This window comes from Duganella sp. Dugasp78, from assembly GCF_059491455.1.
This window is the reverse complement of record NZ_CP168506.1, coordinates 3,359,910-3,374,403: the sequence shown is the minus strand read 5'-3', so window position 1 is coordinate 3,374,403 and position 14,494 is coordinate 3,359,910. Positions and strand designations below refer to the sequence as shown.

Here is a 14,494-nt window from a genome sequence, read left to right as displayed (position 1 = left end):
GGCAATGCCTGGATTCCCGCTTGCGCGGGAATGACGGGGTTGCGGTCGTCTTACTGCGCCACTGCGGCCAGTTGCGCCGACGGCTGCCAGCCCGCGCCCAAGGCACGCGCCACCGACACCGCGGCCAGCAGGCGCTGGGTGTTGATCTGTACCGCCGCACGATCGGCCGCCAGCGCGCTGCGCTGCGCATCGGTCACGTCCAGGTAGGTCGACACGCCGCGCTCGTAGCGCGCACGCGCCACCAGGTAGCCGCGCGCCGCCGCCACCTGCGAGGCCGACTGCGCCTCGCCCTGCAGCTGACGCTCCTGCACATCCGACAGCGCGTCTTCCACTTCACGCAAGGCCGTCAGCAGCTTGGTCTCGTGATTGGCGATCGCCTCTTCATAGCGCGCCTTGGAGATGGCCAGGTTGGCCTTGTTGCGGCCACCGTCGAAGATCGGTAGCGACAGCGCCAGAGGTCCGATGCTGAACTGGCGCGAACCGCCCTTGCCCAGTTCCTTCAAGCTCTCCGACGCGTAGCCGAAATTGCTGGTCAACGTCAGCGAAGGATAGAACGCGCCTTCGGCCACGCCGATCTGCGCGTTGGCCGAACGCAGGTTGGCCACGCTGCCCGCCAGGTCCGGACGCTGCGCCAGCAGGCTGGCAGGCAGGCCGACCGGGATCGCCGGCGGTTGCGGCAGCACGGCGGCATTGGCGTTCGGCGCCGTCAGCAGCGCCGATGGCGAAGCGCCGACCAGCGTCGCCAGGCTGTGCTCCAGCAGGTTGCGCTGGCGCTGCACCTCATGCAGGTCGGCCTGCGCGTTGGCGCGCTCGATGCGGGCGCGCGATACGTCCAGCTCATTCGACAGGCCGGCGTTGAAGCGCGCCGTCACCAGCTCTTCAGTCTCGCGGCGGGTGTCCAGCGCGCCGTTCAGGATCGCCATCTCGGCGTCCAGGCCGCGCAGCTGCCAATAGGTGGTGGCCAGCTGCGACGACAGCAGCAACAGCACGCCGTCGCGGTCGGCCTCGGCCGCCAATGCCTGCGCGTCGGACGCTTCGACCAGGCGGCGCACGCGGCCCAGCAGGTCGACTTCATATGACAGCGAAGCGCCCACCGCGTAGTTGTTACCCTTGATCGAACGGCCGCCCAGCGCCAGGCCTTGCGAGGTCTCGGCCGAGGTGCGCGAGTTCGACACCGAGGTGCTCACGCTCAGCGAAGGCTGCTGGCTGGAGCGCGACACGCCGGCCTGCTCCAGCGCGATCACCAGGCGCTGGGCGGCGGCCTTGATGCTGGGGTTGTCGCGCAGCGCGGTTTGTTCCAGGCGGTTCAGGGTATCGTCGTTGAACACGGTCCACCACTGCGCCGGCAGATGCGCCTCGCTGGCGCCGGCTTGCGGCAGGTGGCGGAACGAAGCGTCGGCGACGTTCTTCGGCGCGGAGAAATCGCTGCCGACGGTGGCGCAGCCGGTCACTGCCAGCGTTACGGAAACAGCGAGCGTCAGGCGCTTCAAAGCTGAATTCAACATGGTGTTACCTCATAATTAAAATTAATCACTCCGTCGTTCCCGCGAAAGCGGGAACCCATACACAGCATCCCGGCTGGCGTTCCATGGATTCCCGCCTGCGCGGGAATGACAGTTGGCGCTTAGTGCGCGCCGCCGCCACCGCCACCCGAAGGGGCTTTGACTTTGTCTGAGAACCACAGCACGCCGATGCAGCCGAACAGCACCGCCGCCACCAGGAAGAAGCCGTCGTTATAAGCCATCACATACGCCTCGCGCCGCACGATGCCGTCGATCGCTTTCAAGGCCATGTCGCCGGCGCTGGTGGCATCGAAACCCTTGCTCATGAACGACTGCGTCAACGCGGCCAGGCGATCCTGCGTGGCGGCCGCGAAACCGGTCACCGATTCGCCGATGCGCTGCGAGTGGAAATGCTCGCGCGAAGTCAGCGCGGTAGCCAGCAGCGCGATGCCGATCGAACCGCCCAGGTTGCGGGTCATGTTGATCAGGCTCGATGCCGACGGCATGTCCTTCGGCGAGATGCCGTTCATCGCAAAGTTCGACAAGGTCAGCATCACGAACGGCTGGCCCAGCGCCCGCACCACCTGCGACAGCAGCAGCTGGTCGTAGCCGGTGCTGGCATCCATGTAGGCGTTCATCAGGCAGGAGCCGCCGAACAGCAGCAGGCCGAAGGAGCACAGGATGCGGTTGTCGATCTTCGACGACAGCTTGGCCACGAACGGCATGATGAACAGCTGCGGCAGGCCGGCCCACATGATGACTTCACCGATCTGCATCGGCGAGTAGCCGGCGATCTGGCCCAGGTACAGCGGCAGCAGGAACGAGGAACCGTACAGGCCCATGCCCATCGCCATCGACAGCGCGGTGGCCGCGAAGAAGTTGCGCTGACCGTACAAGCCCAGGTTGACAAAGGGCTGCTTGCGCGTGGCGCCCGTCACTGCCCAGCCCAGCAGGCCGATGATGGCCATCGCCGCGAAGGTGATGATGAAGGACGAATCGAACCAGTCCTTGCTGTTGCCCTCTTCCAGGAAGATGGTCAGGCTGCCCAGGCCCAGGGCCATGAAGCCGATGCCCAGCCAGTCGGCGTTGAACAACAGGCCGGGTTGCGCCTTCTCCTTGTCCAGGCCGAGGGCGATACCGCCGATCAGCAGCAGGCCAGGCACCCAGTTGATGTAGAAGATCGACGGCCAGCCATACAGCTCGCTCAGGTAACCGCCGAAGGTCGGGCCCATCGACGGCGCCAGGGTCGCGGTCAGGCCGAAGATGGCCATACCGGTGGCGCGCTTGGACGGCGGCAGCTTGGCCATCACCAGCGTCATCGCCATCGGGATCAGCGCGCCGCCGGTAAAGCCCTGCAGCATGCGGAACACGATCATGCTTGGCAGGTTCCAGGCGAAGCCGCACAGCGTGGAGAAGCCGAGGAACAGCGCGGTGGTGCCCATCATGTAGGCGCGCATGCCGAACACGCGCGTCAGCAAGCCGGTCATCGGGATGATGATGATCTCGGCCACCAGGTAGGCGGTGGCGATCCACGAGCCCTCTTCCTGCGTGGCGGACAAGGTGCCGAGGATGTCCTTCAGCGACGAGTTGGTGATCTGGATGTCGAGCACCGCCATGAAGGCGCCCAGCATGCCGGCGGCCACCGCCATCCAGGTGCGGCCGGAGACCTTCTCGCCCGGCATGATCGGCGCGAGCGCGGGTTTCCCCACGCCGCCGGCCGGCGTATCGATTGTGGTGCTAGCCATGACAGGGCTCCTTAGTGCGCCGCTTTGTCGCCGGACTGGCGGATCGCCACTTCGGCGATCGCCGACATGCCCGGTACCAGACGGCCGCTCAGGGCCTTGACGTCTTCTGGCTTGAAGGTGATCTTGACCGGCACGCGCTGGACGATCTTGGTGAAGTTACCGGTGGCGTTATCGGCCGGCAGCAGCGCGAACTGGGCACCGGAGGCTGGCGCGAAGCTGTCGACTTTGCCGATCAGCTCACGGCCCGGAATCGCGTCGATCGACACTTTGACTTCCTGGCCCGGCTTCAGGTCGGCCAGCTGGGTTTCCTTGAAGTTGGCGGTCAGCCAGACGTTTTCCTGCACGATGGCGGTCAGCTGCTGGCCGGCCGTCACGCGCTGGCCCACTTCGATGCTGCGCTTGCCGATGCGGCCGCCGACCGGCGCCAGGATGCGGTTGTAGGCCAGCTGCTGCTGGGCGTCCTTCAACTGCACGCGCAGCACGTTGACCTGCGCCTTGAGCACGTCGCGCGCCGCGTGGGCGGCGCTGATCTGGGCCTTGGCGGCGGCGGCGTTGTCCTTGCGGGCGGCCAGGTCGGCCACGGCACTGGCGCGGCCGGCGACGGCGCTGTCCAGTTCCGCTTTCGAGACGGCCTTCATCTGGCTGTTATACAGCTGGCCGTAACGTTCGGCGTCCTGCTTGGCGCGCACCAATTGCGCTTCCGACTGCGCCACCTGGGCGGCGGCGGCGCTGGCCTGGGCCTGGGTCTGGGCGATCTGCGCGTCCGACTGCGCCACCTGCTGCTCGGCGCTGGCGATCTGCGCCTGGATCTGCTCGACCTTCACGTGCTGGTCGAACGGGTCCAGCTCGGCAATGACATCGCCTTCCTTGACGATCTGGTTATCGTCGATCAGCACCTTGGTGACCACGCCGGCGATGCGGGCCGAGACCGGATGCACGTGGCCGGCCACATAGGCGTTTTCCGTCTCGACGAAATAATGGCTGCGGTACCACATGCGGCCGCCGGCGGCCAGCGCGGCCAGCGCGACGATGGCGGCGATCACCAGCACGCGGGTATTGGACTTGGCCGGACCGGCCGGCGCGGCGGCGGGCGCCGCAGGCTGGGCGGCGGGTACGGCGCTGAGCACTTTCTGTTCTTGGTTGTGCTGAGTGGACATGTGCAGCTCCAAATAAATGAAATGGGAGAAGTGCATTATTAGCCCGTTTTTTGGCAAAGTCAAGAAATGAAACGATTGCATTTCATTTTATTTTGGACTACGATGTCCGCATCCATTAACATGTCAGCCCATGAAGATCACCGCCAACGCCGCCGCCCTGGACGACCCGGATTGCCCGGAAGACGCCGCCAATGACTCCCCCGACTCGCCCTGCTACGGCAAGGCGGCCGGCCGCCCGCGCGCGGCCGACAAGGAAGCCCGCCTGCAGGCGCTGCTGCACACGGCGGCCAAACTATTCCTGGAAAAGGGCTACAGCAAGGTCAGCCTGGAAATGATCGCCCGCGAAGCGCACGTCGCCGTGCGTACCATCTATGTCAAGTTTGGCGGCAAGGCCGGGCTGCTGAACGCCGTCATCACCAACGGCCGCGCGCATTTCTTCGCCGGCATGGCGGATATGGAAGCGGATATGCGGCCGTTCCGGGAAGTGATGGAAGACTTCGCGCTGCGCTTCCTGGAGCTGGTGTCGGCGCCCCCGTTCGTCAGCCTGCACCGCATGGTGGTGGCCGAGGCCAGGACCACGCCGGAGCTGGCCGAAACCTTTTACCAGGCCGGCCCGCTGCGCACCCGCCAGGAACTGATGCGCTTTTTCGGCCGTCCCGACATCCGCGCCCAGCTGCGTCCGGAAGTGCCGCTGGAGACGGTGGCGGTGCACCTGATCACCTGCATCATGGGCGACACCATGGTGCGCATGCTGTTCCCGATCGACCATCCGCCCACCACCGACGAGCTGCGCGCCCGCGCCGCCCAAGGGCTGGACCTATTCTTCCACGCCGTGCTGCGTTAGAAGCTGTGCATTTTTATCATTTGCTCTATACTGTTTTTTTACCCACGGAGCAGACATGAGCAAAACGAATCGACTGGACTGGAGCAGGCAGGTAACGCTCATGAACGAGCGCATCAAAATGTTCCAGGCCAACCCTGGCCAGGAACAGCTCGACGCCGTCATCCAGGAAATGCAAGCCTACGCCGAAGCCGCGCGCAACGGCGGCATCGAAATCCCGACCCGCTTCACCGTCAACTAAAACGCCTGAAACGCCGGCGCCGCGCGGCGCTCTACTCCGCTGCGTCGATCGCCTTGCGGGCCCACACCAGCATCTGCTCGGGATCGTCCAGCAGGAACTCCGGCGCCGAATAGAATTTGCGGACCAGCACCGTGCCCTTCCTGGTCTGGTAGGAAAACGGCGCCGCGCCTTCGGCCTCGAACTCGGCGCGGGTGGCGTCGCTCACGCGCAGGTACAGCGTGCTGCCGATCACCCACGCGAACTGCCGGCTGTGATACTTGAAAGCGCGGCCGCCGAAGAACGCGCCGTCCGACAGGGCGGCACCGAGAGGCGCGAACTGCTCGCGCATCCAGCCGACAAATTCAGCGCTGGCGGCCACCTTATTTGCGCGACATCGCGACCAGCGCGTCCAGCACCTGCAAGGTGGCCTGGTCCAGCTGCTGGCGCGGAATGCCTGGGTTGCTGGCGTCCACCAGCGAAGGATTGGTCAGGTAACGGCCATTGACGATCAGCGTAGGCGTGCTGTTGACTTCATACGTGCTGGCCACGCGGCCGGCGCTTTTCAGCCGGGTGATGACCGAGAACGAGTTGTACGCGGCCAGGTATTTATCCTTGTCGATGCCGTTCTTGACGGCCCAATCGAGGTTGTCCGCATCGCTCTTCAGGCGGCGGCGCTCGACGTGCCAGGTGGTCAGCAGCTTGGCGTGCAGCGACTCTTCCAGCTTCATCGCCTCCAGCGTCAGGAACATATGCGCTTCGGGATCGTTCTCGCCGGTCAGCGGCAGGTGAATGCGGCGGAACACGATGCCATCGCCCTGCTTCTTCACCCACGCCAGCATGGCCGGCTCCAGCGCGTAGCACGCCGGGCAGTGATACATGAAGAACTCGATCACTTCGACCTTCTTGCCTTCGGCCTGTACCGGCTGCGGCGTTTTCAGGGTGGTGTACTCGGCGCCGTTCTTCGGCGCGGTGGGCGATGCGAAGGCGGAACCGGCCAGCAAGGCGGCGACGGCGACAGCGAGTTTCAGGCGAAGCATGGTTATCCTTTATGAAAAAATCTGCACAGCGAATATACCAGCTTCCCCTGCGCCGCGGCGGGCCGATTAAGGCGGCATTAAGTCTATGAGCCTTTTGTGCCGGGCTTGCGGCAGGTGTTATTCTTTACGCTCTATTTTCTTCAAACTCACGGAGTCCACATGGCATTGAAACCGTTCACGTTCGCAGCACTGGTGCTGGCAATGGGGAGCGCAGCCGCCGCCGCGCTGTCGCCGGTCGAGCAAAAGATCGTGGCCGAGGTCAAGGCGCATTCTGAGCAGGGCTTGCAGTTGCTGGAGCGCTCGGTCAACATCAACAGCGGCACCATGAACCACGAGGGCGTGCGCGAAGTCGGCAAGCTGTTCCGCGAGCAGTTCGACCAGCTGGGGTTCACCACCCGCTGGATCGACATGCCGCCCGCCGTCAAGCGCGCCGGCCACCTGCTCGCCACGCGCGAGGGCAAGCAGGGCAAGCGCCTGCTGCTGATCGGCCATCTGGATACCGTGTTTGAGAAGGACAGCCCGGTGCAGCTGTGGAAGCGCGACGGCGCCCGCGTGCGCGGCCAGGGCGTCAACGACATGAAGGGCGGCGACGTGATCATCGTCGAAGCGCTGCGCGCCTTGCAGCGCGTGGGCGCGCTCGATAACACCACGATCACCGTCATGTTCAGCGGCGACGAGGAGAACGCCGGAGACCCGGTCGAGATCTCGCGCGCCGACATGGTCGCCGCCGCCAAGCGCAGCGACCTCGCGCTGGCCTTCGAAGCCACCATGCGCAACAAGAACGGCGAGGACACCGGCACCATCGGCCGCCGCGCCTCGTCGTCGTGGGATCTGGAAGTAAAAGGCAAGCAGGGCCACTCCGGCGGCATCTTCAGCGAGAGTGCCGGCTATGGCGCCGTGTACGAGGCGGCGCGCATCGTCGACGGCTTCCGCCAGCAGGTGATCGAGCCCGACCTGACCTTCAGCCCCGGCCTGATTTTGGGCGGCACCGAGGTCAGCCTCGACGCCACCGGCTCAAAAGGCCAGGCCGCCGGCAAGGGCAATGTGATCGCGCGCACCGCCACCGTGCACGGCGACTTGCGCTACCTGAGCTACGCGCAGCGCGACCGCGCGCACGCGAAGATGAGGGCCATCGTCGCGCAAAACCTGCCGGGCACCAGCGCCAGCATCAGCTTCCACGAATCGTATCCGCCGATGTCGCCGACCGACGGCAACCTGGCCATCCTGAAGACCTACTCGCAAGCCAGCAGCGACGCCGGCCTCGGCGAGATCCCCGCCCTGCCGCCGGGCCTGCGCGGCGCCGGCGACGTGCAGTTTGTCGCCCCGCTGCTCGACAGCCTCGATGGCCTGGGCGCCACCGGCAACGGCGCCCACTCGCCCGACGAAGACCTGGAAATCGCCTCCATCGAACGCGCCACCATCCGCACGGCGATCCTGCTCTATCGATTGACGCGCTAGGAATTGCTCAGGCCCCTGAAGTGATATACAGAAATAGAATGACTCATATTCCAACAATAAATTTTCAATATATGCTGCAGCGCATTATATTGAGGGCGTACCAATCATTCTTTTTGAACTTTCCTTCAGGAGCCCCTCATGATCGCCAAAGTCCGAAGCATCGCCATCGCCATCGCCCTGGGCACGTCCGCCCTGGCCGCCAACGCCACCGAATCGGCCACCCGCCTGGAAGCGGCCGACTGCGCCGTCCCATCCTACCGCAGCGCCTGGGATGATGAAGTCACGGGCACCGTACGTCTTGCCGTGTTGATCGGCACCGACGGATCGGTGCGCGAAGCCAAAGTGGTCGAATCGAGCGGCGACCGCCTGCGTGACCGTGCCTCGCTGCGCGCCAGCACCAGCTGCAAGTTCGCCCCCCTGTCGAAAACCAACGGCGCCCCGGTCTGGGCTGTCGTGCAATACAAGTGGGTCTTGAACTGATGTCGGCCTGCCCGGCTGCCTGGCACCACGGTGCCGGCAGCCCGAGCCTGGATACCGCCTCTCCCGGTCAGCGGCCGATGACTTTCAACAGCGATGGCGCGGTCTTGGCCAATTCGGCGTCGCCGCTGACGCTCAGCTTGCCGCTGGCCTCATCCCAATTCAGATGACGCGTGGTGCCCTTGCCTTTCTCGTAGTCGTACGACACGCCGTCATCGTCATATAGCGCGAAGCTGGTGTTCTTGCCCGGGTAGACCACGATGCTGGAGATGGCCTGCTGCGTCGCGGTGGACTGGATGTCGGCGCCCATCGGCACGATGGAACCGGCCTTCACGAACACGGGAATCTGCTCGATCGGCGCAGCCACCCTGACCCACTGGCCGCCGGCCAGCTTTTCATTGGTCCAGTAGTTGTACCAGTCGCTGCCTGCCGGCAGATAAACGTCCTTCTGCGTCTGGCCCTGTTCCGTCACCGGCGCCACCAGGAAGGCCGGGCCGAACATGTATTCGGTGCCCAGGTTGGCCACATTCGGATCGTTCGGGAAGTCCATCCACAACGCGCGCATGAACGGCGCGCCGGTGTCGTAGGTCTTGCGCGCCTGGCTGTAGATGTAGGGAATCAGGCTGTAGCGCAGGCGGTCGTAGCGCGCCAGGATGGCTTCGGCCTGCGGGCCGTATTCCCAGATCTCGGTGTGCTTGCGGTCGCCGTGCAGGCGCAGGGTCGGCAGGAAGGTACCGTACTGGAACCAGCGCGTCAGCAGTTCAGGATAGTCGTGGTTCTGGCCCACGGTGTCGCGCGCGCCTGTCGGATCGACCAGCGGTGTCTTGGTCGCGCTGGTGGTCTGCGCCAGCCACGGCCAGCCGCCGATGTCGTTGCCCCAATAGGCGATGCCCGATGCGGTCATGTTCAGGCCAGTAGGGATCTGGCGCGACAGCGCCTCCCAGGTGGTGCCGACGTCCGAGGACCAGAACAGCGCGCCGGTGCGCTGCGAGCCGAGATAGGCCGCGCGCGACAGGATCAGCACGCGTTTGTTGGGCTTCCAGGCGCGCATGCCTTCGGCCGCGCCTTCCACGTGCAGCAGCGGGAACAGGTTGCGATAGCGGTCGCCCGAGCCGATCGAATAGAAGAAGCCGTCCGGTACCAGATCCGGCTCGGTCTCGTCCAGCCATGGGTAGTCGAAGCCGTGCGACAGGATATTGTCGCGGGTGTGTTCCCAATACCACTTGCGGGCGGCCGGATTGGTGGAGTCGATCAAGCCGCCGGTGCGGTCGGCGCGGAACGGCAGGCCGTCGACGCTCTTGCCATCCTTGTCCTTCAGCAGATAGCCCTTGGTATCGAGCTCGTTGAAATAACGGCCCGAGGTTTCAAAGCGCGGCCAGACCGAGACGATGGACTGCATGCCCATGTCGTGCAGCTGTTTGTTCATACCATCCGGGTCGGGGAACTGCGCCGGATCGATATCCATCTGGCCCATGCGGGTCCAGTAGAACCAGTCGATCACCATCACGTCGAGCGGATATTTTTTCTGGCGGTAGGTGTTCGCCACGCGCAGCACTTCGCCCTGGCTCTCGTAGCGGGCCTTGGACTGGATCAGGCCAAAGGCGGCCTTCGGCGGGATCGGGGTCTTGCCGGTCACGCGCGCGTAGCCGGAGTAGATCTGTTCCGGAGTGCTGCCGGTGATGACGAAGAAGCTGACGCGATCGCCCACATTGGACTGGAACACCGTGTGGCCGTTGACGCCGGCCGTGAAGCGGGTGGCCGACGGATTGTCCCAGACAATGCCATAGCCCTTGGACGACACCATGAACGGCACGCACACGGTCTCGCCGGCCGGCGCATCGTACCAATGCTTGCAATCGAGGGTGCGGCCGCGCAGATCCAGCGGGCCGGTCGACTCCTGGTTCTGGCCCATGCCGTAGTAATGCTCGTCGGCGGGCGCCGCGAACGAGGCGCCGACCTGGTAGGTTTTCTCGCCGCTGACGGTTTGCGGCGACATCTCCCAGCTGCCCATGTCCAGGATGACCTGGCCCTGGGCGTTCTTGATCTTCAGCGCGACCGGCGCCAGCGACGGTGCAAAATATTTTTCACTGGAGGACGGTGTGTGCGGCGCCGGCGCTGCGGCGATATGCAGGCTCATGGCCGCCGAGGTGAAGACGTCGCCATCCTTGCCGCTCTGCTGGCGGAAACCGGCCGGGTCCGACGCTTTCGGCAGGATGCCGTAGCCCGGCCCTTTCAAGGCCTCCGCTTTGTCGGCGGCGATGGTGATGTGGACGATGTTGGGACCGTAGGCCTCAACGGAAACCCAGGCGCCGTCGCGGTCCAGGGTGGCAATAGGGGAAGCTTGTGCGGCGCCGGCCAGGAAGGCGGCCGGGATCAGCGCACGGAGGGAGGTGCTCATGTAATGTGTCTCTTTTGGCAGTGGTTATCAAGCCATTCTGCAGACGATCCCCCAATATGGCAATTATGAAAATCCCCAATCGGCCTAACAAAAAAACCGGGAACAAGTCCCGGTTTCGTGTGATGCAGACTGTCGCTTAGCGCTTGCGCGGCGGCGGCAGGTCGGTGCAGACGCCTTCGTACACTTCGGCGGCCATGCCGATCGACTCGCCCAAGGTCGGGTGCGGGTGGATCGTCTTGCCGATGTCGGTGCCGTCGCAGCCCATCTCGATCGCCAGCGCGATCTCGCCGATCATGTCGCCGGCGTGCGTGCCGACCATGGTGCCGCCGATGATGCGGTGCGTTTCAGCGTCGAACAGCAGCTTGGTGAAGCCTTCGGCGCGGCCGTTGGCCACGGCGCGGCCGCTCGCTGCCCAAGGGAAGTGGCCCTTCTCGACCTTGATGCCCTTGGCTTTCGCTTCGTCTTCGGTGATGCCGGCCCATGCCACTTCCGGATCGGTGTAGGCCACCGATGGAATCACCTTCACATCGAAGTGCGACTTCTGGCCCGCTGCGGCTTCCGCCGCCACGTGGCCTTCGTGCACCGCCTTGTGCGCCAGCATAGGCTGACCCACCAGGTCGCCGATGGCGAAGATGTTCGGCACGTTGGTGCGCATCTGGCTGTCGACCGGGATGAAGCCGCGATCGGACACGATCACGCCAGCCTTGTCGGCGGCGATCTTCTTGCCGTTCGGGCTGCGGCCCACCGCAACCAGCACCAGATCGTAGACCTGCGGCGCTGGCGCTGCGGCGCCGGCTTCCGCCGCTTCGAAGGTGACTTTGATCCCTTCCGGCAGCGCTTCAACGCCTACCGTTTTGGTCTTGGTCATGATGTTGTCGAAGCGCTTCTCGTTGAACTTCTGCCAGACTTTGACCGCATCGCGGTCGGCGCCTTGCATCAGGCCGTCCATCATTTCGACCACGTCGATGCGCGCGCCGAAGGTCGAGTACACGGTGGCCATTTCCAGGCCGATGATGCCGCCGCCGATAACCAGCATGCGTTTCGGGATCTGGCGCAGTTCCAGAGCGCCGGTCGAATCGACGATGCGCGGATCTTCAGGCACGAACGGCAGCTTCACCACAGCCGAACCGGCAGCGATGATGGCCTGCTTGAACTGCACCACTTTCTTGGTGCCGTCGGCGGCCGTGACTTCGATATGGTTCGCGCTCAGGAACTGGCCGACACCGGTGACGACTTGCGTCTTGCGTGCCTTGGCCATGCCGGCCAGACCGCCGGTCATGTTCTTGATGACGCCTTCCTTGTACTTGCGTACCTGGTCGATATCGATGGTCGGCTTGGCGAAAGTGACGCCGGTGTTGGACATGTGAGCGGTTTCGTCGATCACGGATGCCACGTGCAGCAGCGCTTTCGACGGGATGCAACCGACGTTCAGGCACACGCCGCCCAGCGTTTCGTAACGCTCGACGATGACCGTGTTCAGGCCCAGGTCCGCAGCGCGGAACGCGGCGGAGTAACCGCCAGGACCGCCGCCCAATACCATCATGTCGCAGTCGATGTCGACCTGGCCGGCGTAGCTGCTACCGGCTGGTGCGGCGACCGGCGCGGCTGGCGCGGCGGCTGGCGCAGCAGCAGGTGCTGCAGCAGCTGGAGCCGGGGCCGCAGCAGGCGCCGGTGCGGCGGCCGCGCCAGCGACAGCTTCCACCACCAGCATCAGCGAGCCTTCCTTGACCTTGTCGCCAACCTTGACCTTCACTTCTTTCACCACGCCGGCGTGCGACGATGGGACTTCCATGCTGGCCTTGTCCGATTCAACGGTGATCAGCGATTGGTCTACCTTGATGGTATCGCCAACCTTGACCATCACCTCGATCACTTCAACTTCTGCAAAGTCGCCGATGTTCGGCACTTTCACTTCTGTGCTCATAGTCGCTCCTTACAGCAGAATTTTGCGCATGTCGCCGAGCACTTCGCTCAGGTACACGGAGAAGCGAGCACCCATCGCGCCGTCGACCACGCGGTGGTCGTAGGACAGCGAGGTACCCATCATCAGGCGAGGCTGGAATGCCTTGCCGTCCCACACCGGCTTGATCGATGCCTTGGACAAGCCCAGGATCGCCACTTCTGGCGCGTTGACGATAGGCGTGAAGTGCGTACCGCCGATGCCGCCCAGCGACGAGATGGTGAAGCTGGCGCCCTGCATGTCGGTCGGTTTCAGCTTGCCTTCGCGTGCTTGCAGCGACAGCTCGGTCATCTCGCGAGCGATCTGCGAGACCGATTTCTGGTCGGCGTTTTTGATCACCGGTACAACCAGGCCGTTCGGCGTATCGGCCGCGAAGCCGATGTTGTAGTACTGCTTGAGGATCAGGTTTTCACCCTTCTCATCCAGCGACGCGTTAAACGACGGGAACTTCTTCAGCGCGGCGACCGATGCCTTGATGACGAAGGCCAGCATGGTCAGCTTGGCCGCGTCCTTGTTCTTGGCGTTGGCGTTGTTGGTCTCGACACGGAACGCTTCCAGGTCGGTGATGTCGGCATCGTCGAACTGCGTGACGTGCGGGATCATGACCCAGTTGCGATGCAGGTTAGGACCGCTGATTTTCTTGATGCGCGACAGCGGCAGCAGTTCGGTCGGACCGAATTTGCTGAAGTCGACCACTGGCCATGGCAGCACGCTCATGCCGCCGCCGGAACCGGCTGGCGCCGATGCGCCGGCAGGTGCAGCGGTGGTACCGGCCATCACGCCCTTGACGTAGTTCTGCACATCCAGCTGGGTGATGCGGCCTTTAGGACCGGTGCCTGGCACCTTGCCCAGATCCACGCCCAGTTCGCGGGCGAACTTGCGGATCGACGGCGATGCGTGCGCCAGCTTGCCGGTTTGGACCGAGCCTTGCGAAGGCGACGGCACTGCCGTCGCGGTGCTTGCAGCAGCAGGCGCCGGCGAAGGCGCGGCAGCGGCTGGAGCAGCAGCGGCTGGAGCAGGTGCAGCAGCGGCTGGAGCAGGTGCAGCAGCGCCGCCCGTAGCCTCGACCACCAGCACCACGGTGCCCATGGCAACCTTGTCGCCAACCTTGATCTTCACTTCCTTCACCACACCAGCGTGCGACGAAGGGATTTCCATGCTGGCCTTGTCCGATTCAACGGTCAGCAGCGACTGATCGACCTTGATCGTGTCACCAACCTTGACCATCACTTCGATGACTTCAACTTCCTTGAAGTCGCCAATGTCCGGAACCTTCACTTCGACCGGACCGGCCGATGCAGCAGGTGCAGGAGCCGGCGCTGGTGCGGCAGCAGCGGCAGGCGCCGGTGCTGGGGCCGCAGCGGCTGGTGCAGGTGCGGCAGCTGCAGGAGCAGCGGCGGCGCCATCGGCTTCCAGCAACAGCAGCAGCGAACCCTCGGCCACCTTGTCGCCGACCTTGACCTTGATTTCCTTGACCACACCAGCGGCGGACGAAGGAATCTCCATGCTGGCCTTATCCGATTCAACAGTAATCAGCGACTGGTCTACCTTAATCGTATCGCCTACTTTGATCATCAGCTCGATGATTTCAACTTCCTTGAAATCACCGATATCCGGGACTTTAACTTCCACAATGCTCATAGCGTTTGCTCCGTGTTCTATTTATAACAGCCTCAAATCCGTCATCCCCGCGCAGGCG

The 14,494-nt window shown here is 64.3% G+C and carries 12 protein-coding genes; 4 read left to right on the top strand and 8 right to left on the bottom strand.

The features are described 5' to 3' along the window. Window positions 1-50 precede the first annotated feature (50 nt). From ACEN9O_RS14940 to ACEN9O_RS14930, 3 genes are all read right to left on the bottom strand, one after another. Window positions 51-1,505 (bottom strand): efflux transporter outer membrane subunit, encoded by a 1,455-nt coding sequence (locus ACEN9O_RS14940; RefSeq protein ID WP_495618301.1) that lies wholly within the window; start codon window positions 1,503-1,505, stop codon window positions 51-53. A gap of 119 nt (window positions 1,506-1,624) precedes the next feature. Then, complete coding sequence (locus ACEN9O_RS14935; protein ID WP_495618300.1) at window positions 1,625-3,247, bottom strand: DHA2 family efflux MFS transporter permease subunit; 1,623 nt, start codon at window positions 3,245-3,247, stop codon at window positions 1,625-1,627. An 11-nt stretch (window positions 3,248-3,258) separates the two neighbouring features. Continuing rightward, window positions 3,259-4,404 (bottom strand): HlyD family secretion protein, encoded by a 1,146-nt coding sequence (locus ACEN9O_RS14930; RefSeq protein WP_495618299.1) that lies wholly within the window; start codon window positions 4,402-4,404, stop codon window positions 3,259-3,261. A 130-nt stretch (window positions 4,405-4,534) separates the two neighbouring features. Between ACEN9O_RS14930 and ACEN9O_RS14925 the strand changes: the two genes are divergently transcribed. Further along, a complete protein-coding gene (locus ACEN9O_RS14925; RefSeq protein ID WP_495618298.1) occupies window positions 4,535-5,248 on the top strand; it encodes a TetR/AcrR family transcriptional regulator in 714 nt (237 codons plus the stop codon). Between the two features lie 55 nt (window positions 5,249-5,303). Next, on the top strand, window positions 5,304-5,486 hold the full coding sequence (locus ACEN9O_RS14920) for a hypothetical protein (RefSeq protein ID WP_495618297.1): 183 nt from the start codon (window positions 5,304-5,306) through the stop codon (window positions 5,484-5,486). 31 nt (window positions 5,487-5,517) lie between these two features. On the opposite strand, the gene ACEN9O_RS14915 is transcribed toward ACEN9O_RS14920, so the two are convergent. Both ACEN9O_RS14915 and ACEN9O_RS14910 read right to left on the bottom strand, forming a co-directional pair. Next, a complete protein-coding gene (locus ACEN9O_RS14915) occupies window positions 5,518-5,844 on the bottom strand; it encodes a TfoX/Sxy family protein (protein ID WP_495618296.1) in 327 nt (108 codons plus the stop codon). A 1-nt stretch (window position 5,845) separates the two neighbouring features. Further along, window positions 5,846-6,502 carry a thiol:disulfide interchange protein DsbA/DsbL gene (locus tag ACEN9O_RS14910; RefSeq protein ID WP_495618295.1) on the bottom strand — a complete coding sequence of 219 codons (657 nt, stop codon included), beginning with the start codon at window positions 6,500-6,502 and terminating at the stop codon, window positions 5,846-5,848. A 159-nt stretch (window positions 6,503-6,661) separates the two neighbouring features. On the opposite strand from ACEN9O_RS14910, the gene ACEN9O_RS14905 reads away from it, so the two are divergent. Both ACEN9O_RS14905 and ACEN9O_RS14900 read left to right on the top strand, forming a co-directional pair. Beyond that, complete coding sequence (locus ACEN9O_RS14905; protein WP_495618294.1) at window positions 6,662-7,960, top strand: M20/M25/M40 family metallo-hydrolase; 1,299 nt, start codon at window positions 6,662-6,664, stop codon at window positions 7,958-7,960. Window positions 7,961-8,098: 138 nt separating this feature from the next. Then, window positions 8,099-8,440 (top strand): energy transducer TonB, encoded by a 342-nt coding sequence (locus ACEN9O_RS14900; protein WP_495618293.1) that lies wholly within the window; start codon window positions 8,099-8,101, stop codon window positions 8,438-8,440. A gap of 67 nt (window positions 8,441-8,507) precedes the next feature. On the opposite strand, the gene ACEN9O_RS14895 is transcribed toward ACEN9O_RS14900, so the two are convergent. The 3 genes from ACEN9O_RS14895 to aceF all read right to left on the bottom strand — a co-directional run bounded on the left by ACEN9O_RS14895 (window position 8,508) and on the right by aceF (window position 14,436). Further along, window positions 8,508-10,835, bottom strand: a complete 2,328-nt coding sequence (locus ACEN9O_RS14895) for a glycoside hydrolase family 31 protein (RefSeq protein ID WP_495618292.1) — start codon at window positions 10,833-10,835, stop codon at window positions 8,508-8,510. A gap of 136 nt (window positions 10,836-10,971) precedes the next feature. After that, window positions 10,972-12,759 (bottom strand): dihydrolipoyl dehydrogenase, encoded by a 1,788-nt coding sequence (gene lpdA / locus ACEN9O_RS14890; RefSeq protein WP_495618291.1) that lies wholly within the window; start codon window positions 12,757-12,759, stop codon window positions 10,972-10,974. Between the two features lie 9 nt (window positions 12,760-12,768). Next, a complete protein-coding gene (gene aceF, locus ACEN9O_RS14885) occupies window positions 12,769-14,436 on the bottom strand; it encodes a dihydrolipoyllysine-residue acetyltransferase (RefSeq protein WP_495618290.1) in 1,668 nt (555 codons plus the stop codon). Between the last annotated feature and the right edge of the window lie 58 nt (window positions 14,437-14,494).